Source organism: Enterobacter sp. TMH.L2 (genome assembly GCF_050847315.1).
GTDB lineage: Bacteria > Pseudomonadota > Gammaproteobacteria > Enterobacterales > Enterobacteriaceae > Cedecea.
In genome coordinates this window covers 1623354-1643611 of the sequence record NZ_CP193791.1, presented here as the reverse complement: position 1 = coordinate 1643611, position 20258 = coordinate 1623354, and the positions used below count along the sequence as shown (strand labels likewise).

The 20258-nt window shown below is 48.2% G+C and carries 18 protein-coding genes; all 18 read right to left on the bottom strand.

What is annotated here, in order from left to right:
• Window positions 1-53: 53 nt before the first annotated feature.
• Window positions 54-923: a glycosyltransferase family protein gene (gene rfbA, locus ACREYP_RS07795; RefSeq protein ID WP_498881241.1), complete on the bottom strand. Its 870-nt coding sequence runs from the start codon at window positions 921-923 to the stop codon at window positions 54-56.
• A 65-nt stretch (window positions 924-988) separates the two neighbouring features.
• The gene (locus ACREYP_RS07790) at window positions 989-1978 is read right to left on the bottom strand and encodes a CgeB family protein (RefSeq protein WP_498881240.1); all 990 of its coding nucleotides are present in this window, start codon (window positions 1976-1978) and stop codon (window positions 989-991) included.
• Between the two features lies 1 nt (window position 1979).
• Entirely contained in the window at window positions 1980-2516 is a 537-nt protein-coding gene (locus ACREYP_RS07785) for a serine O-acetyltransferase (protein ID WP_498881239.1), read from the bottom strand.
• Window positions 2509-3657, bottom strand: coding sequence for an O-antigen polymerase (locus ACREYP_RS07780; protein ID WP_498881238.1), 1149 nt, complete (start codon window positions 3655-3657; stop codon window positions 2509-2511). The genes ACREYP_RS07785 and ACREYP_RS07780 overlap by 8 nt, the downstream gene beginning before the upstream one ends.
• 1 nt (window position 3658) lies before the next feature.
• A complete protein-coding gene (locus ACREYP_RS07775; protein WP_498881237.1) occupies window positions 3659-4633 on the bottom strand; it encodes a glycosyltransferase family 2 protein in 975 nt (324 codons plus the stop codon).
• Complete coding sequence (locus ACREYP_RS07770; RefSeq protein WP_498881236.1) at window positions 4620-5846, bottom strand: MATE family efflux transporter; 1227 nt, start codon at window positions 5844-5846, stop codon at window positions 4620-4622. Before ACREYP_RS07770 ends, ACREYP_RS07775 begins: the two co-directional genes overlap by 14 nt.
• Before the next feature lie 25 nt (window positions 5847-5871).
• The gene (locus tag ACREYP_RS07765; protein WP_498881235.1) at window positions 5872-6690 is read right to left on the bottom strand and encodes an NAD-dependent epimerase/dehydratase family protein; all 819 of its coding nucleotides are present in this window, start codon (window positions 6688-6690) and stop codon (window positions 5872-5874) included.
• Window positions 6687-7226: a dTDP-4-dehydrorhamnose 3,5-epimerase family protein gene (gene rfbC, locus ACREYP_RS07760; protein WP_498881234.1), complete on the bottom strand. Its 540-nt coding sequence runs from the start codon at window positions 7224-7226 to the stop codon at window positions 6687-6689. The genes ACREYP_RS07765 and rfbC overlap by 4 nt, the downstream gene beginning before the upstream one ends.
• A gap of 52 nt (window positions 7227-7278) precedes the next feature.
• Window positions 7279-7671, bottom strand: coding sequence for a hypothetical protein (locus tag ACREYP_RS07755; RefSeq protein ID WP_498881233.1), 393 nt, complete (start codon window positions 7669-7671; stop codon window positions 7279-7281).
• 56 nt (window positions 7672-7727) lie between these two features.
• Entirely contained in the window at window positions 7728-8810 is a 1083-nt protein-coding gene (gene rfbB, locus ACREYP_RS07750; RefSeq protein WP_498881232.1) for a Rossmann-fold NAD(P)-binding domain-containing protein, read from the bottom strand.
• Window positions 8811-9209: 399 nt separating this feature from the next.
• Complete coding sequence (gene galF, locus ACREYP_RS07745; protein WP_336981521.1) at window positions 9210-10109, bottom strand: UTP--glucose-1-phosphate uridylyltransferase GalF; 900 nt, start codon at window positions 10107-10109, stop codon at window positions 9210-9212.
• A 174-nt stretch (window positions 10110-10283) separates the two neighbouring features.
• Window positions 10284-11708 (bottom strand): colanic acid biosynthesis protein WcaM, encoded by a 1425-nt coding sequence (gene wcaM / locus ACREYP_RS07740; RefSeq protein WP_498881231.1) that lies wholly within the window; start codon window positions 11706-11708, stop codon window positions 10284-10286.
• A 26-nt stretch (window positions 11709-11734) separates the two neighbouring features.
• On the bottom strand, window positions 11735-12955 hold the full coding sequence (gene wcaL, locus ACREYP_RS07735; protein WP_498881230.1) for a colanic acid biosynthesis glycosyltransferase WcaL: 1221 nt from the start codon (window positions 12953-12955) through the stop codon (window positions 11735-11737).
• Entirely contained in the window at window positions 12952-14232 is a 1281-nt protein-coding gene (wcaK, locus tag ACREYP_RS07730; protein ID WP_498881229.1) for a glycosyltransferase family protein, read from the bottom strand. The genes wcaL and wcaK overlap by 4 nt, the downstream gene beginning before the upstream one ends.
• Before the next feature lie 56 nt (window positions 14233-14288).
• On the bottom strand, window positions 14289-15767 hold the full coding sequence (locus ACREYP_RS07725; RefSeq protein ID WP_336817976.1) for an MOP flippase family protein: 1479 nt from the start codon (window positions 15765-15767) through the stop codon (window positions 14289-14291).
• A 12-nt stretch (window positions 15768-15779) separates the two neighbouring features.
• Window positions 15780-17174, bottom strand: a complete 1395-nt coding sequence (wcaJ, locus tag ACREYP_RS07720; protein ID WP_166991262.1) for an undecaprenyl-phosphate glucose phosphotransferase — start codon at window positions 17172-17174, stop codon at window positions 15780-15782.
• A gap of 195 nt (window positions 17175-17369) precedes the next feature.
• Window positions 17370-18740 carry a phosphomannomutase CpsG gene (cpsG, locus tag ACREYP_RS07715; RefSeq protein ID WP_336817975.1) on the bottom strand — a complete coding sequence of 457 codons (1371 nt, stop codon included), beginning with the start codon at window positions 18738-18740 and terminating at the stop codon, window positions 17370-17372.
• 74 nt (window positions 18741-18814) lie between these two features.
• Window positions 18815-20257: a mannose-1-phosphate guanyltransferase gene (cpsB, locus tag ACREYP_RS07710; RefSeq protein WP_336817974.1), complete on the bottom strand. Its 1443-nt coding sequence runs from the start codon at window positions 20255-20257 to the stop codon at window positions 18815-18817.
• Window position 20258: the final 1 nt, after the last annotated feature.

Sequence of the window (20258 nt, the reverse complement as noted above, 5' to 3'; positions counted from 1 at the left end):
CAGATTGACTGAAAAACATAGAAAAATAAGAAACGATATATAATAATTATATTTTATTGGTTTTTAATTAAATTCAATAAATACTGCCCGTAACTAGTTTTAGACATATCATTGCCATAAGAGATAACCTCTTCAGGTGTCAGCCAACCTTTGCGATAAGCGATTTCTTCAAGGCATGCAACCTTGAATCCCTGACGTTTTTCAATGGTATGAATAAACTGGGATGCCTCGATTAAGCTATCGTGAGTACCCGTATCCAGCCACGCGAAACCTCTTCCCAAGAGTTCAACCTGCAAACTTCCCTTTTCGAGATACATTTGGTTCAGCGTTGTGATCTCAAGTTCACCGCGAGGTGAAGGCTTAACTTGTTTAGCCATTTCAACAACGTTTTCATCATAGAAATACAAACCTGTTACAGCCCAACTGGATTTTGGCTGCAATGGCTTTTCTTCAATGCTTAGCGCTTTAAAGTTGTCATCAAACTCTACAACACCAAAACGTTCAGGGTCCATAACCTGATAGCCAAAGACAGTAGCTCCCGCATTACTGGTAACAACAGACTCCAGCTTCCGACCAAAACTTTGACCAAAGAAAATATTATCACCTAAAACCAGAGCACATTTATCAGCGGCAATGAACTCTTCACCAATAATAAAGGCCTGGGCCAGACCATCGGGTGAAGGCTGAACTTCGTAAGACAAGTTAATGCCGAACCGGCTGCCATCGCCTAACAGACGTTGGAATGATGCAAGATCCTCGGGGGTAGTGATTAACAAAATATCACGAATCCCCGCTAGCATCAGAACTGACATCGGATAATAAACCATTGGTTTATCATAAATAGGCAAAAGTTGTTTGGAAACACCACGAGTAATAGGATGCAAACGTGTCCCTGAACCACCAGCAAGAATAATGCCTTTCATTCCACTACCTCAATGCTTTAAACTGTAAAATAATAAAGTTAAAATTTAAATCCGGTTACTTCAGCTTATAACGAACACAATGTTCTTACCCAAGAGTCCACACTATATTGGTCTATAACGGCAGCATGCTCGTCATTATAAGGGGTGCTGAAGAATGAGGATTCAATCTTAACATCAACACGATTTATGAAGTAAAAATTATTTGCAGAGTAAAAATCATAATCCTTAACGTGTGTATTAGTGGTAATGAATTTCCTCTTCAACGGCAAACATTCGATAGTTCTCATTGTCAGACCAGACTGCTTTGGGTGCTGTATATCAAGAACAGCATCTGCATCAGAGAAAAATTCTGCGATTTGTGTTTTGCTACGCGAACGAAGAGTAAAATTATAAAGCCGATATTTCATAATATCTTTGATGTTCGCAGCTATAAAACCAAAGAGCACAACAATAGATGGAAAAAATAGGACAAATTTTAGTTTATAATCATTCTTTTGCTTTAAATAAAGCTCTCCCAACAACTTATATCTGTCGCTGTGAACGGTGCCAAGAAAAGCAATTATTGGTTTTTCGCCAAGAGGTAAAGAACGCGGCTTCTTGCTATAGAAATCTGGCGAGAAGAACAATGGCAAATGCGTCATATGATCGTATGTCTTTGCGTCGTTGTCATCAAATGTAAACACACGGTCAAACAGCCCAAGATATTTCTGAATATGGGGATAATTTCTGATGGAGTCCCAAGCGTAATAAATAAACTTAGCATTTTTATATTTATCTTTAAATTTATGTAGGTTTTTTTTGTCTAGAGACTCACCCTTTAATACTATGACATAATCATACTGTTTATTTGCCTGCGAGAGAATTTTATCAAAATAAGAATCCGAGATACGTCGAATAAAATCACTATTTTTCCACAATCTAAGAATGATTTTAAAGAACACATTATTAAATGGTTTTTCATCGAAATAATCAACTACAGCACCAGCACGCCTTAATGCGTCAGAAATTTCGCTTTCATAATTAAAAAAACGGGGACTTAAAAACAACACATTCATATCAAATACTCTTCTTAACAACGGCCGGGATCCCTACCAAAAGCACATTGTCATCACAAGACTGCATGACAACGGCATTAGCAGCAATAATAACGTTGTCACCAATACGTATGCCGCCGAGAACCTTTGCACCAGAAGCAACGACGACATTATCTCCCAATACCGGTCGGTTATGATGATTAAAGGGGATGTCAATATTTTTGGCTCCAAGCGTCACTTGTTGATAAATAGTGGCATTGATGCCAATTTCTGAGGCTCCAATAACAATACCTTGAGAATGAGGAATGAAAAAACCACCGCCAATTTTACAATTAGCAGCTATCTCTACCCCAAAGATCACAAAATTCATTAATGAGAATATTTTCCCTACTATCGGGATTTTTTTTATGAAGCAAAAATGGCTCATTCTATATAAAATTACCGGAGTCATTTTCATTCCTAAAAATGCCGTAACAACTCCGAAGAAAGAAACTTTATTCTTATTTCGCCCGGTTAAATTGTAATATCTAAGAATATCGGATTTTACCAACTCAAACATGAACATGACTCCGCAACTTAATTTTAATTCTTACCAACACAAGCGTTACGATGAAGAGGAGGAAATATGTCTGGATAAAAAATAGATTATAAAAACCGCTAAAAATAGCACACTGTACAGCAATAGCATATGGGAACAAGCTATAGCGGTATGATTTCAATAAATTTTTGTAGGCAATAGTGAATAACAGTAGCAAGCAAGTCACTACAATGAGTGATCCAGCAACGCCAAGATCTGGCATTAGCTTTTCAAACATAGTAGAAACATTTGCGTTGTCATCTACCAAGGTCATACTATCGTGGAACCCTAAGTCGCTATATATCAAATTCCTGATAACGCTAGGAAAGAGATCCTGGAAGCTTGCAAAATCGTACGCCGGAACAATGTGTGAGAAATTATAGGCTAGGTTTGCAAGTCCAGCGGTAACGTAAACATAAAACCAGGTAAATCCAGATGGTAAGTCTGCAAGGAATTTACCATTTGCCGACAATAGATATTGATAAGGATTTGCTGCACCGCGAACATCACCTACGGCACCAAACAACAGTACGATAGCAACAACAAACAAAGCGGTTACCACAAATACTTTCTTGGTGAGCCTTCTATAGATAAAATATAAAAAGAACACCTCTACAATGCCAGACATTAAAATTCCACGTCTAAATACTAACATTTCCCAGATGCACATCAGGAATAGAATTAGTAGTATTTTTTTTCGTTTTGATAAAAGGAAATGATAGTACAACGACGGGAATACAAACAAGAATAGCATATTCACTATTCCGTGATATGTCGGTATACCAAACTCTGTATAGTTATAGCCTCCACGAAGTTGCATTATCATGGGAATCCCGCCAGCTACGACCACATCAGGTATAATAGCGAAGCACCAGATAATTAGCCACAGCCGAGTAGCACGCCATGACGGCATTACGCCTTTTAAACTAACGTTATTTATTGAACCCTGCCTACAAAAAGGAATAGCAAATAGCAAGCCCAATAAGACATTAATCATTAAGAATATTGCCATATCAGTTGTAATAGGGCTAATATTAGTAGTTAACCCAAGAGAATATAGCCCGATTGTAAATAGCCAAACAGCAGCATAAATAAAGCCGGGTGATAGTAAAAGAATGCTCATTTTACTTCCTCTGCGATCGAAGTCTGCCACCTTCTATATATGAAAGTGCTAAAACAATCTTGTATAAGAATCCGGGTACAACAACTTGCCCAGAATCGAGTTTCTCACACAAAGATAGAAGTATTTTTTTCATCGACTGCACGGGCATCAAGTGGATAAAGGAGATGATTAATTTGCGAGAGATACGCTTATCTTGCAGTAAAACTTCGTAAAAGGAGAATAGACTGTCCTTCACACATTGAGGGTGCATCTCTTTTAATACAGGAAAGGACTTGGATGCATAAACAACCATTCGCTCCGATGCACGCCTTAGCGTAGGTGTGTCACTATCTTCTGCTTTGGCGTCCGGTAAAAAGTAGAAATCGTAGTTTGCTAGCGACACGCGGATACCAAGTTCTTCATCTTCACAGCCGTAATGATAAAATGTTTCATCAAAACCACCAATAGAATCAAGAATATCACGTGTGAGAATAATTCCATCACTGGCAAAAAAACGAGTGCTTATTAATCCTTCAGAAATATTTCTGGCGCCAAGATAGCGGCTATCAAAATAACGCAGATAGTTGCTTTGTTTAAGCCTCTCAGGATCAATTCGAATATTAATTCTTGCTGATGTGTACTTCTTGCCTTTGAAGAAACTAACCACCTTCGCTATAGTATTTTCTTCTAGCAAGTTATCAATATCTATAAACATGATTAAATTCGATGTCGATAACGAATAACCAACATTTCGTGATATTGCCCTGCCTGAATTAACTTCATTACGATGATAAATAAATTCTAATTTCCCTTTGAATTTTTCTGCGTAGAGTTTAACTACTTCAGCAAAGGAAACTGGGCTACAGTCATCGACAAGGATCAGCTCAATAAGGTTATCTGGGTACTTAACGTTCAATAGTGCATCCATGAACCGTACAACTTTTGTCGGTTCACAATAGGCAGGAACTACAATTGATATCTTGTCATCGTACTGCACTAATGCACCTCACTGAATAAATTATATTAAACGCATACACTACAGATAAACCGATGTAAATATTATTCACACCCAAGAAATGGAAAACTGAAGGTACAATAATCAACACCAGACCGAACGCAACTAACCATTTAACTGCAAGCAACTTTAATAGTTTTATTCTAATTAAAACCATACTTAGTAGCTGATCGATGGCTAGAATTGGCGTTAACCAGATGAATGTTTTTAAATAGCTATGTGCCTCAACTAATTTAGCTCCATATAGAATATGAATAATAACATTTGAGAACAGAGTCGTGGCAATCGCACCGACGCTCGTTACTGCGAGCGTTGCAAAAATGCAGAATGGTAGCTTTTGTTTTATAGTTTTAATATCAATATATTTAAATATAAAAATCGGAGCTATTGCCTGAACAAAGAGAATGCAAATCGCATACCAGTTGTCAACCAGTTGCAGCGCTGCAGCATAGTTTGAGTAAGTTTCCCCAGATATTTTACCTTCGAGATAGACTCTATCAAACTTCATAGTTACCTGTTGCATTACCAAACAGAACCATACTGCAACGCCAATTTTTAAATATGATATTATTTCAGCATCAACTTTTATGAATCGAAAGCCAGTTGCTTTTCTAAACGCATAAAAAATAAAAATGCATGGCAACAGTGATTCAATTACCCATGCCACCCAAAGATATTTTATTGAAAGATGATATTCAATCCCAATATATATGAATAATAGCTTAACAATAGAGGCACAGATTAACACCAGACACGGTAATTTAAGTCGGGCCTGACTCTGATACCATGTTAAGCCGACAATCATTGATTCTCGTAAAGCAACTGATATGGCCAGTCCCATGATAAATTGTCTGGCGAGGCCGCTGGTCGCCAACAGCCCCCAGGCAACCATGCCAGATGCAACAATAAACCCAGCAATTAATCTAAGAAAAACAACGTTGCTAATTATGCCATTTATTTTCAATGGATTATCGAGTAGCTTCGGGATAACGATCTCAGCTCCGCATATCCACGTACCGGTCATAAAGATGGCCAGTACAACCAGCGAATATTGCCAGCTACTGAAATCACCGAAATCATAATGATTAATGATGAGTCTATTAATGACAATAATAACAACAAGCTGAGTAATTCTCTCAAGACTTAGATAAAAGAAATTAATAAACACTTTCCTTTTGTCATCATCTGCGGCCATATTTTTGATTCTTGACAATAAAAAATTAGACATTAGTCATATTCTTTTTGAAATTATCAATCATTATCTCAATGTCAGCCAGAACGTTTCTGTATACATGACTATATTCGCTTACTGTCCTTGAATTATCCGTTGGTGGAAAATATTCTCCCTTGAAGCCTTCATGCCATTGGATGGTACAACCTGTTTTATCTGAAATAAGGCCGGCAATATCCGCAGCAGTAGTATTAGCCCCCGAAGCGATGTTATAAATATTATGTTTACTGCGACAACTGATTTGGTAAATAATTTCTGCGACATCACTTACGGCAACATAGTCTTTCGCATATTCAGGCGCTACATACATATCAATATGATGGTTTGAAATGGAATTTCTGATAATGCTCGGCAGGAACAATTTGCTCTTTAATGCGAGACCATAGACATTACTAGGCCTGACAATAATGGTGTCACGAGAACTTTTAAGACACAATTCCTCACTGACCAACTTGGTGAGATTGAATAATCTTCTGTTGTCATTGGTACAAACAGTCAAATCATCGGATTCGCTTGCGCCTTCCTGCTCCATATAAAGCCGGGTTGAGGAAATATAGATAAATTTTTGAAAGTTCGCTTTTTCTAAAAGCGCCGCCAGAAGTTTGGTATTAGATTCATAAACATCGAAGGGAGCATTTACACAATCGCCGTTGCCGGCAGCATAGATGACAATTCCCAGTTCACTATTGAATAAAGAGCTATCATCACGCTGTGGCACCACAACGCTTTCACCCTTAGCCTGCAGGTTTTCAACAATCTCGCTGCCGATAAAACCACGCCCACCGATTACAGTATAATGTGGTTTCATAATGAATTTCCGTATTCTGCAAGAGTCATCAACTTAATATCTTTATCAGACAGCAGCGGTGATGTTACAGGCCATTCAATGCCTATATCTGGATCGTTCCAGATGATACCGCCTTCGTCAGTAGGGTCATAAAAATCAGTGCATTTGTAATGAAAATCAGCATATTCACTTAATACACAGAAACCATGCGCAAATCCCGGTGGAACATACAATTGATTATTTTTCTCGCCAGAAAGGATAACCCCAACATACTGACCAAAGGTTTCTGAGCCAGGACGAAGATCTACTGCAACGTCATATACCTCACCGCTAATCACGCTCACCAACTTGCCCTGTGGTTTTGTCCGCTGGAAATGTAATCCACGCAGTACATTACGGCTGGAACGAGAACGATTGTCCTGAACAAAATCATATTTAATACCGGCCTGTTCATATTTTTCTTTATGCCATGCTTCTAGAAAAAATCCCCGGCTGTCGCCGAAAACTTTCGGCTCAATAATAATGCAATCTTTTAAAGGTGTATTAATAATGTTCATTTTTGTTCCTTCATCTGGAAAGTTCTTTCCAGCCTAAATAATAAATTAAAAGTTAACGCTTAATGCTGTGAAAGTTTTTAACGAGCTGAAATAATTTTTCTTTGAAGATAACATTACGGATACCATCGGTTGGATTGAAAGCGACCAGCACTTTCAACAGGATCTCACGTATGTGATGGTATCGAACGTATGAAAGGTTCAGCCCGTAAACTTCATGATGATGGACATTCATTCCACGCAACATCACTTCATTGGCCGCCCTGATGTGAGAATGCTGGGTGGTGGACACCTCACAAAACGTACACCCGTGTCGATCTGGGCCCAAAATCATCAGACCTGCATTGACGCAGCTTTCTTTATCTCTAAAACTAACTTCATGCCTGAATGCTATAAAAATGCACTGGCGCCAGGCATAGATTGCATCCCCCGACACCAATACTTTCATTGCATTCCCGGCCACCTGATAACCCGGACAGTCCTTTTGAAATGAAACGCTCGCCGTTAGCGATTCTGATAGTTCGCTTCAATCCATGATGTGTAAGTACCGCTCTTAACGTTATCAACCCATTGAGTATTGGCCAGATACCATTCCACCGTTTTACGGATCCCACTTTCGAAGGTTTCCTGTGGTTTCCAGCCCAGCTCCAGGCCAATTTTCTCGGCATCGATCGCGTAACGGCGATCGTGCCCCGGGCGATCGGCCACATAGGTGATCTGGTCGCGGTAGGAGCCTTCCTTTGGAACGATTTCATCCAGCAGACAGCAAATAGTTTCTACCACATCAAGGTTTTTCTTCTCGTTGTGGCCGCCAATATTGTAGGTTTCGCCAATCTTACCCTGAGTCACCACGGTATACAGCGCGAGCGCGTGGTCTTCGACGTAAAGCCAGTCACGAATCTGGTCGCCTTTACCGTAAATCGGCAGCGGCTTACCTTCCAGCGCGTTCAGAATAACCAGCGGGATCAATTTCTCAGGGAAATGATATGGGCCATAATTATTAGAACAGTTAGTAACGATAGTTGGCAGGCCATAGGTGCGCAGCCAGGCGCGGACCAGGTGGTCGCTGGAGGCTTTAGAGGCAGAATAAGGGCTGCTTGGCGCATAGGCTGTTGTTTCAGTAAACAGGGGTAATGTCTCGCCCTGCCCTACTTCATCAGGATGGGGAAGATCGCCATACACTTCATCAGTGGAAATATGATGGAAGCGGAACGCTGCTTTTTTCTCGCCGCTCAGTTCAGACCAGTAGCGACGTGCGGCTTCCAGCAGGACATAAGTGCCAATAATGTTTGTTTCAACAAATGCCGCCGGGCCGGTAATAGAGCGATCTACATGGCTTTCAGCTGCCAGATGCATGACGGCATCTGGTTGATGTTCATAGAAAATTCGATCCATTTCAGCTGCATCACAAATATCAGCCTGTACAAAGTAATAGCGCTGATTAGCGGCGATGTCTGCTAAAGACTCCAGATTACCGGCGTAGGTCAATTTATCGACGTTAACTACGCTATCCTGGGTGTTATTTATAATGTGTCGAACAACGGCTGAGCCAATAAAACCCGCCCCACCGGTAACAAGAATTTTCACTTGAGCAGTCTCTCTATAGTCTTATCATTACAGTCCATGCAAACCATGAAATATAATATTTTTCAAATATATGTTATCGCTGCGTATATCACATTTGGCGATCGGCCATGCTACCGCCCCTGGCTCAACAGCTACCAGTCCACTGTACAACTCGCGAGAGGTCTTTCGGAATGTATTCAGGATAAATTCCGGGAATTCTCATCTTTCATGTAAAGATTCTCAAGTAAAAATTTTGGTCTATACAGTTCAACCAAAAAATGATAAGCCCATGAAAAACTTGAATTTCACTGTCGATTTATAAAGCAAAAACGGCGGCTCAACGTTCAAAGCCTGCCTAAGACTGAACGCCATGCCACCGTTTACCCCGCTCTCCTCCATGACAGCGACTTAAAACAGAATTTATGCCTTAGCTAGCAGCTTCTGAATGCTTTCGCGAAACTTCTGGCCTTCCTTGTGGTTGCGCAGCCCGTACTGGACGAACGCCTGCATATAGCCCATTTTCTTACCACAGTCGTAGCTCTCGCCGGTCATCTGCGTCACTTCAACCGGCTGAGTTTCATTCAATACCGCGATGGCATCCGTGAGCTGAATACGCCCCCATGCACCCGGTTCTGTTTTTTCCAGCAACGGCCAAATATCAGCCGAAAGCACATAACGTCCAACGGCTGCAAGATCGGAGTCCAGCGTTTGCGGCTGGTCAGGTTTTTCAACAAACTCGACCATACGGCTCACCTGCCCTTCATTCTGCAGCGGTTCTTTCGTGGTGATTACAGAATATGCCGCCAGATCTTCATTTGGCATGTGCTTAGCAAGAACCTGAGTTCGCCCCGTTTCATTGAAGCGAGCCACCATGGCAGCCAGGTTATAGCGCAGCGGGTCGGCACTAGCACCATCAAGCACAACATCCGGCAGTACCACAACAAAAGGATTGTTACCCACGATAGGCTGTGCGCAAAGTATAGAGTGCCCCAGCCCAAGCGGTTGGGCCTGACGAACGTTCATGATGGTGACGCCTGGCGGGCAAATAGACTGGACTTCGGCCAGCAGCTGACGCTTAACGCGCTGCTCAAGCAGGGCTTCCAGCTCGTATGAGGTGTCGAAGTGGTTTTCAACAGCATTCTTGGAAGAGTGGGTTACCAGCACGATTTCTTTGATACCAGCGGCAACAATTTCGTCGACAATGTACTGGATCATCGGCTTATCAACGATAGGCAGCATCTCTTTAGGAATCGCCTTAGTGGCAGGCAGCATATGCATGCCCAAACCGGCTACCGGGATAACTGCTTTTAAATTAGTCATTCTTAGTCCCACCTCTAAATGGTTGGAAGATTATAGTCTTTTCGTGCTCTGATGCCAGCATGAATTTATTAAACGAATGATTCATGCTAGCGCCATAGAAGTGTCAACGAAATATGTCAATGCCGCTATTTCAGCCTTCGTTGACTCAGAATTGTCGTAAAAGGGGTTGCATTATTATTTACTTACTTTTGAGAGCGTAAAATTAAGATTCTCACCGTTGACGTGCAGCTGATCGATCCGGTCTATGTCTACCGAGCTTTGCCCCCTTTCATTTACCGCGTGAATATTCGCCAGCGACAGCAGCGTGCCGTCTTTGGCCATGAACTTGCCGCGCACGTCCTTGCGGAGGTCGAAGTTCAGCTTCAGGGCTGGTCCTGCCGTAGAAAGCTGCATTACGTTGATATTTCGCATGAAAAGGTGCTGAGGTTTGTTATGAAACTCAAGCGAGGCGCGCTTGAGTGTGACGTTATTCAGTGCCACAAAGGAGGTTGCGTTCCCGGATGAGATCTGAATGCCGCGCAGAGGGCTACTCAGTTCGCTATTATCGAGTTTAATATCGCTTAACTTAAAGTTTTGCGGAATAGACAGGTAATTTCCCTTAATGACGCCATAACCAATCAGCATCCCGGCGCTGTTAACCATATCCACATCGTCAATGACAAAGTTATCGCAGCCATATATTGCCACGGTTGCGTTATCAATCCCTGCCGTACGGCTAAAGCTCGGATTAATATTGCGCGCCTTTACGTTACGTATAAGGAAATGCTTCCCATTCTCAACATGGACTAATTGCCGGCAGTTGCTGCCGGTAATGTTGGCCACAACGAAGTTTTTTACCGCCTGATCTTCGGGATAATTATTGTCATATGTGCTGCCCGCCAGCCCAATACCTATTCCCCAGTTAATCTTTCCATTAGTACAGTTAATGTTGTCAATAACGTGGTCGGAAATCAGCAGGTCGTGGTCGTTGATCGCCACATTCCACTCAATGGCATCCCCTTGCAGATGGCTGAAGTGGCCGTTGGTGATACGCACATTCTCCATCCGGTTGTGAAACCCCTGCCGCAGGATGGCGTAGTTGGCATCATGTATCGTGATGTTGTCGATAGTCAGATTGCGCATAGTCCGGTTATCTTTCCCGCCAATGTAAATCTGCGCCACATTGACAAACCCGCTCATATCTATGCCCTTGATCGTACAGTCGGATCCCCTCACATCCAGCGTGATGTTGTTAAATCGCCCTTTTCCCTCCCCGACTATCTGGCAGCTATCCTGCAGTACAAATCGCCCTTTGCCATTCCCTTTCAGCCCACCAGCCACATGAAGCGTTTTCCCCTGCGGCATAAAAATGGCGGTATTCATGCTGTCACAGACAACGTCTGCCGGGACTTCAACCACATCCGCTGCGGCAAACGCCTTGTTAAACGCGGCGATCCAATCGGCCTGGTAGAAATCTTTGATGTTTACCTGTGTTCCCCGGCCAATGGCGTTTACCGTGCCGGGAATAAGGGATGTCGCTGCTAACGCAGAGCCTGCGGCGAGCAGTTTGCGGCGAGACGCAGAGAAAGGAAGATGCTTCAGTGAATTGCTTTTCGACATAAGTCCTCAGCATAAGATTCGGTGATTTATAGCGTCTGAAGCTGACGGGCAAGCTGCTGGTAGATAACCTGCTGATTGAACTGGCCGGCGACTTTCTCTCTTGCCCGAGCCAGTATTAACTGCAGGTCACTTTCTGGCACAGAAGCCGCAACCTGTAGCTTATCGGCGAGCGCAAAAGCATCCTTTTCCGGCACCAGCCAGCCCGACTCATCGGCGTCGATAAGCTCAGGAATACCGCTATGAACGGTAGACACGACCGGAATGCCAACGGCCATCGCCTCCATCAGCGCCACGGGGATGCCTTCCATATCCCCGTCTTCGCCGGTCACCGAAGGAAGCAAGAACAGGTCGGCCTGGTCCAGCATCGCCTTCACTTCATGGCTCGGCTTAAAACCGGGCATAAAGACCACGTCCTCCAGCTGCAATTGCTCAATCAGCGTCTTCAGACGACGCTCCCAGGGGCCAATGCCTAAAATGTTGTAGCGAAATGCCACGCCGCGCGCCTTCAGCAGGCGGCAGGCTTCAATGGCATAATGTAACCCTTTTTTTTCCGTCAGCCGCGCCACCGAGATAATCTCCAGCGTCGCCCCCGGCGTTTTCATGGGTCTTAAAGAAAACTTGTCCATATCCACGCCCATCCTTGAGACCGCAATTTTGCTCTCCGGGCAGCCCATGTTCTTCAGGCGGCTGGCCCAGAGATTGCTGATGGGTAGCATTAAGTCCCCGCGCTCAAACAGCTGCCTGTATTCCGGCGTATAGTGAGCCAGCGCATCCCGGTGCGAGATATCAATCCCGTGAAACACGGTGGCAATTTTGCCGTTGAGCACGCCAAGCTCCTTCAGCTTGGTGGCCGTAACGCCCGCCGGGCCAAAGTGAGCAATAAAAACGTCGGCCTCAAGCGGCTGTTTCTGCCGGCCACAAATCGAGGACAGGATCAGATTGCGGGCTTCATCGCCATAGCGCGTGCGGTTAAGCGCTCGCCATGTGTTGCCTCGCAAAGCCCCCCGCAGCGTATTCCACGCCCGGTTTTTCAGCTTCGCGACTTTACCTTCTGGCTCGTCGAGCAGCCAGACGGTTTTTTCCGAAAGCCCATAGCTTTTAAACGCCGCGTGGGTATTGGTCATGTCGCCCTTTTGCAGGGCAACAATCTCAACCTCGTGGCCCATGTCGATAAAAGCGGTTATCTGATTCAGCACAAAAGTTTCCGACGCCAGGGGAAACTTCAGCAGGAAGAAACCGACCTTCATTTATCCTCCTTAACTCGCTCAAGCACCGAGCGCACCATGTTCATGCCGTTAGCACGCTCAGCGCTCACTGCCGCCGTAAGACGTTGGTTAATCGCGGGCAATTGCCCCAAAACATCCGCCACTACGCCCTGCAAAGAGCCGTCCAGCAACTGGCGAATATCAATAGCCATTTCTGGCATCCCCAGTTGCTGCATGATGCCCGCAGATTTGTGCTCGTAGTTGATGGCGATAGCCGGCGTGCCGAAGTTCATCGAAATAATGGCCGAGTGGAGACGCGTGCCCACCGTGAGCTCGCAGGCAGCAAAAATCTTGCCCATTTCCAGGTCGTTCAGCTCGTCCATCACAACGTGGTAGTCATCGGGCTGGTTGATGTACTGGCAGATATTGAGCGCCACCATGCGGTCGTCTTTGTTATAGCTGTCGATGCCGGTACAGGTGGAAAGTGCCAGGACCTGATAGCCCTGTTCAATCGTGCGATTTACCACTTCGGCAAAGGCCTTCTCGTAGGCTTCCTGGGTGGTGCCGAGGCGTTTATCAAACGGCGCCAGTTCGCGGAGCGTAATCGCCACGGTTCTCTTTCTCTCGACCACGCCCAGCCAGTGCTTAACCGCATAACCCGGCACAAAATCCTCTTCATGCTGCGCCACCAGCCACGCCGTATCGACGCCCTGTTCCACCTTGCTGGTGTCGATTTGACTTTGCTTCATCAACGCCAGACTTACGGTTTCGCGTAGAATCAGGGATTTAGCGTGCCCAAAGACGTAGTTCGCCAGTTGGTTAAACTGCGGCTCCTGGAACGGCCCCACGCTGTGGCCAACCATATAAACCGGCTTGCGGGCCATGAAGCTGCACAGCGCGTGCTCAAACTGCGTGACGCCATAAAGATCGACAAAGAAAGAGCCGCCCACCTGAATAATCGCGTCGTATTCCTGCAGCGATTTCACAAAATCAATAAACCCCTGTGGGATGGCGATGTTACGCAGCCGCCCGGTGTTGCTTGCTTTCGCTACCAGCACATGGTGCTGATATTTACGGCGCAGGACTTTTTTGACCCGCCCGACCAGCCCGGCGGCGTTGTTATACCGCTTCATCTGCTTGTAGAGCCCGTCACCCAGCACCGGGCGCCCCAGCAGCCAGGCAGAACTGACCGGGTAGCGGCTCATCACATCCACATGAATGCTGTCATCAAGCGTCGTGATGGCGTCAATCAACCCGCGCAAAATGGCGCTATCACCGCGGTTGCCGCAAGTATGGTTGCCAAGAATAAGTAATTTCATATCGACCTCTAACTTTATGACAAAGGGGAAAATGTGGTTTCCCCTCTTTGTTGTTCTTAGCCAGCGCGGAGCAGCGCTTTCAGGCGTTCGCTGCGGCAAAACTGCCGCTTCAGTTCAACGATCAGCGCATTGCGGGACAAAATAATCATCACGATAAACGCCGCCGCTCCCGCGACGACCTGTGCCGCCAGCAACATCGCCAGAGGCAAATGCCCGGTCAGCGCGATGCCTAGCCCGGCGCTGACAATCAGCGTTGGGAGTGAGAGATAAAAAGGCAGCCAGATGCTGAGGATGTATTCCCGATAGCTGGAGCCCAGCACGGGTTTAATCATGATGAAATAGCTGAGCACGGTGTTCACAACCTGAACCAGCAGGAAACCGAGCGTCACGCCGAGCGCGCCGCCGAGCTGGCCGCCGACAATAATCGCCGGAATAAACAGGCAGGTTTTAAACACGTTGAATTTGAAGCTGATGTCCACGCGCGCTTTGGCCATCAGCAGCGAACCGATGGGATTCCCGATGGAACGCAGCAGGCCAACAACGCACAACAGCTGCAGGATGGGCGTGATGAACTGCCACTTCTCCCCAAACACCAGCGGGACGAAGTTATTGGAGACCACCATCAGCCCGAGCAGCGCCGGGAAATTAATGATGCCCACAATCGACAGCAGCTTGTAAAAATTCACCCGGAGCTTCGCCGTGTCGTCCTGAATTTTGGCAAACGCCGGAAACAGCACGCGGGTGATGATCGGGTTGAGCTTCATCGGCGGCACGACGGCCACGTTATAAGCCAGGTTATAGCCGCCGGCGACCCCAGCCCCGAGAATACGCGCCAGTACCAGCGTGGAAAGGTTGGTATTGACGTAGTTGATCACGCTGTCGGCGGTCAGCCAGGCGCCAAACTTCAGGTTGGAATTCACCGACTTCAGGGAGAAGTGGAAGCCAGGGCGGTAAATCTTGCGGCCAAAGAAGCCAAACAGTGAGGTACGAACGACGGTATTCACCAGGTAACCGATGATTGCCGTGATGGCAAACGGGTAGTACATCGCCGCCGTCACGGTGACGCTGAACCCCACCAGCACTGACACCGTCTCAATCGAGCCGATTTTTGAAAACTCCAGCTCCTTTTGCATCAGGGCGCGAAACTGCTGCCCGTGAGGGATGACAATAAAAGCAAAGGCCAGCGTTTTAATCAGCGACGACAGGTCCGGGTTATGCAGCACGCTGGCAATCACATCGCTCAGTAAAAACACCGCGATGCACATCAGCACGCCCAGCCCGACATTCAGCCAGTAGAGCGTGGTCAACTCCAGCTGGCTTATCTCTTTGCGCTGAATAATCGAGTTGGCGATACCAAAATCAGACAGCGTATCGGCCAAGGCGATGATCACCAGCGACACCGTCAGCAGGCCAAACTGGTGGTTATCAATAGTTCTGGCCAGAATCGTCATCTGCGCCAGCCCTAAACCAATAATGATCACCGTTGCAATCGCGGACCACTTCGCCCCGCTGATGGTTTTTTCTCTCAGGCTCATGTTGGATTCCGGTCAGTATGCCGCTTTGTGAACAAAGCCTTTGAAAACGGTCAGGAAGACAATCTTGATGTCGAACCACAGGCTCCACTCGCGAATGTATTCCAGGTCGAACTCCACGCGCTTTTCCATCTTGTCGAGCGTATCCGTTTCCCCGCGCCAGCCGTTAATTTGCGCCCAGCCGGTAATGCCCGGTTTGACCTTGTGGCGCAGCATGTAGCCTTCTATTAACGCGCGATATTGCTCGTTATGGGCCACGGCATGGGGACGAGGGCCGACGATGGACATACCACCCAGCAGCACGTTGATAAACTGCGGCAGTTCGTCGAGGGAGGTGCGGCGCAGAAAGCTGCCTACCGGCGTGATGCGCGAATCCCCTTTCGTGGCCTGCACAACCACCGCGTCGTTTTCCATCACCTTCATAGAGCGGAATTTCCACACTTTGATAGGCTTGCCGTCCATGCCGTAGCGCGTCTGGCGGAAAATAACCGGCCCGGGCGAAGTCAGTTTCACCGCCAGGCTAATACAAAGCAGAACAGGGGAAATGAGCAGCAGGATAAAAGAGGAGAGCACGATATCTTCCAGCCGTTTGAGTACGCTGTTAAAGCCACTCAAAGGCGTTTCAAACAGCGGCACAACCGGCACGCCGTTGACCTCTTCGGTGCGGGCATTAAGGATATTAAAGGTGAAAACATCGGGGATCAGCAGTACCGAACAGGTGGTATCCGCCAGCTCACTCACCAGCTTTTTAATGCGCGACTCGTGGCTCATTTCCATCGCGATATAGACTTTATCGATTTGGCCGCTGCGGGCGTCCGCCACCAGCGTATTGAAGTTGCCAATATAGCTAACCAGGGCACCTGCAGGCGGCTCATCGTCATACACGCCAAGCACGTTGAAGCCGAGCCACGGTTCATTCTTGAAGCTCTGCGCCAGCATCTGTCCGACCGGCAGAGAGCCCGCAATGGCAACGCGTCGCGTATTAAAACCTTTATTACGCAGCCAGCCTGCAGCAAAACGGATCCATGACCGGCAGATAACCATCCCCACACCGGCCAAGGCATACCAGGCCAGATAAACCCAGAAAGAGCCATCAAAATCGCTGTTAAACGCCAGCAGCCCAGCGCTGAAAACCACGCTCAGCGTCCAGTTTTGCAGCAACAGGAATAGCTCGCTGGACATTTTCACCCCGCGCCATGAACGGTAAAAATCCGTCATCCCACCGATCATCTGGAACACAACGAGGGTTAATAAAGCCATCAGCAAATGCATATAGAGAAAAGGCAAAGCGTTAGCCTTGCAAACCATCCATAGCCCGGCAAACATGATGCTGATGTCAGAAAAACGTTGCACCATAGAGATCAACGATGCGTTGGTTTTTGGCAGCTCGCGCTTTTTTAGATTTGTCATCGTTTTACCTTTGAAAGTTGTCGCATCGGTGTTTTCCCCCTCACCCCAGCCCTCTCCCCACGGGAGAGAGGGAGAAAAGCTGGCACCTGACTATTCCCTCTCCACTGGAGAGTGCGAGAAAAGCTGGCACTTGATATTCCCTCTCCCTTCCAGGGAGAGGGTCAGGGTGAGGGTTAAACACCTCAATACGGCAGATTATTGGTTCAGCAGAGCCATAATTTCCTGCGTTCGCGCCTGCATCAGCGCCTCGTCTCCGCGAGACTCCACGTTCAGGCGCACCACAGGCTCGGTGTTAGAGCTGCGCAGGTTGAAGCGCCAGTCGCCAAACGCCATGCTGATGCCGTCCGTGTGGTCAATCTCTGCCGCGTGCGGGCCGAAATGCGCGCGAACACGTTCAATCGCCTCTGCCGGCGCTTCCAGCTTGCTGTTGATTTCACCGCTGGCCGGCCACGCCGCCATGCGATCCTCGACCAGCTCGCCCAGCGTTTTGCCCTTCAGGCACAGCAATTCGGTCACCAGCAGCCACGGGATCATCCCGCTGTCGCAATAGGCAAAATCGCGGAAATAGTGATGGGCGCTCATCTCCCCGCCGTAAATGGCATCCTCTTCACGCATCCGCTCTTTGATAAACGCATGCCCGGTTTTCGACATCACCGGCTGGCCGCCCGCACGCTCGACGATATCGACCGTGTTCCAGGACAGGCGCGGATCGTGAATGATTTTTGCCCCAGGCTGTTTCTCAAGAAACGCCGCCGCCAGCAGGCCCACGATGTAGTACCCCTCGATAAACTGCCCTTTCTCGTCGAACAGGAAGCAGCGGTCAAAGTCCCCGTCAAACGCGATGCCCATATCCGCCCCGTGCGCAATCACCGCGTCGCGCGTATCGGCGCGGCACTCCGGCAACAGCGGGTTAGGAATGCCGTTCGGGAAATTGCCGTCCGGCGTGTTGTGCACCTTCACAAACGTCAGCGGGACATTAAGTGCCTTAAAGCGGGCTTCGATGGCGTCCACAATCGGGCCGGCCGCGCCGTTACCGGAGTTCACCACCAGCTTCAGCGGCTTGATGTGGCTGACGTTGATGTACGAGAAAAGATGGTCGAGATAAGCGTCTACCACCGACACTTTCTGATAGCTGCCGCGCGCCGCCTCATTCACCGGCGGGAAGTCGTTGGCTTCCGCCAGGCGCTGCACGTCCCGCAGGCCGGTGTCACCGCTGATGGGGCGTGCCCCCTGGCGCACCAGCTTCATGCCGTTGTAGTCCATCGGGTTGTGGCTGGCGGTCACTTCGATGCCGCCGTCCACGTCCAGGTGCCAGGTGGCAAAGTAAATCTCTTCGGTACCGGACAGGCCAATATCCAGCACGTCCACGCCCGCATCCTGCAGGCCGCGCGCCAGCGCCTGCTTCAGCGATTCGCTGGTCAAACGTACGTCGCCGCCCAGCACGATAGTTTTTGGCTTCAGGTACTCGCCGTAGGCGCGGCCAATGCGCCAGGCGATGTCTTCATTTAGCTCGTCGCCCAGGCGGCCGCGGATGTCGTAGGCTTTAAAACAGGTCAGTTGCTGCATGATTTCGCTCCTTCGGGCAACAGTTACCCAACCCACGGGTCTTTGGCCCGTGGAGCTTGTTTTTTAGTCAGGGATTAAATACGTCCGTAGCGATCCTGGAAGCGGACGATGTCGTCTTCTTCCAGATAGGTACCGGAGCGGACCTCAATCAGGTCGAGGGGAATTTTGCCGGGGTTTTCCAGGCAGTGGGTCATGCCGAGCGGAATGTAGATAGACTCGTTTTCACCCAGCAGCTTAATCTCATCCCCCAGCGTGACTTTGGCGGTGCCCGCCACCACAATCCAGTGTTCGGCGCGGTGGTGGTGCATTTGCAGCGAGAGCCCTTCGCCAGGCTTAACGGTGATGCGCTTCACCTGGTAACGCTCCCCGGCGTCGATGGAGTCGTATTTCCCCCACGGGCGGTAAACTTCCCGGTGGTTATGGTGCTCGTGGCGGCCATCACCTTTGATGCGCTCCACCACTTTCTTCACGTTCTGTACGTGGTCACGGTCTGCAATCAGCACCGCATCTTTGGTTTGCACCACGACCAGGTCTTTCACCCCCACGGTAGTGACCAGGCCGGATTCGGCATATATGTAGCTGTTTTCGGTTTCGTGACTGATGACATCGCCGTGATGTACGTTCCCTTCCGGACTCTTGGCGCTGATTTCCCACAGCGAGGACCACGAGCCCACATCGCTCCAGCCGGCGTCCATCGGCACCACCACCGCATCGGCGGTTTTTTCCATTACCGCATAGTCGATAGACTCATCCGGGCAGGCCAGGAACGCCTGCTCATCCACGCGAACGAAATCCAGATCCGGGTCAACGCCCGCCATGGCTTTTTCGCAGGCGGCCAGAATGTCGGGGCGAAACTTCGCCAGCTCTTCCAGATAGCGGCCCGCGCGGAACAGGAACATGCCGCTGTTCCAGTAGTATTCGCCGCAGGCGACATAGGCCTGGGCGGTGGAGAGATCGGGTTTTTCGACAAACTGCGCGACGCTAAACGCCAGGGCATCGGCGCCGTTTTCCGGCGTCGCCACTGCGCCACGGCGAATATAGCCGTAGCCCGTTTCCGGCAGGTCGGGGACGATCCCGAAGGTCACCAGCTTGCCTGCTTCCGCATAAGGCATCGCGCACCGCACCGCCTCGCGGAAGGCTTCTTCATTCTGGATGACGTGATCGGCGGCGAGGATCAGCATCAGCGGGTCCTGCTGCGGCTGGTTACGCAGCGCGGCCAGGGCGGCCAGCGCAATGGCTGGCGCGGTGTTGCGCCCGGCCGGTTCCAGCACGATATTTTCGGTCAGTTTACTTAGCTGGCGCAGCTGCTCGGCGACAATAAAGCGGTGTTCCTCATTGCAAATCACCACCGGGCTTTCGCACTCTACCCCGTTCAGGCGATTAATGGTGGTTTGCAGCATGGTCAGATCCCCTTTCAGGCAGAGGAACTGCTTGGGGTACAGCACGCGGGACAGCGGCCAGAGACGGCTCCCGTTTCCGCCCGCCATGATCACCGGATAGAGTTGTGACTGACTCATC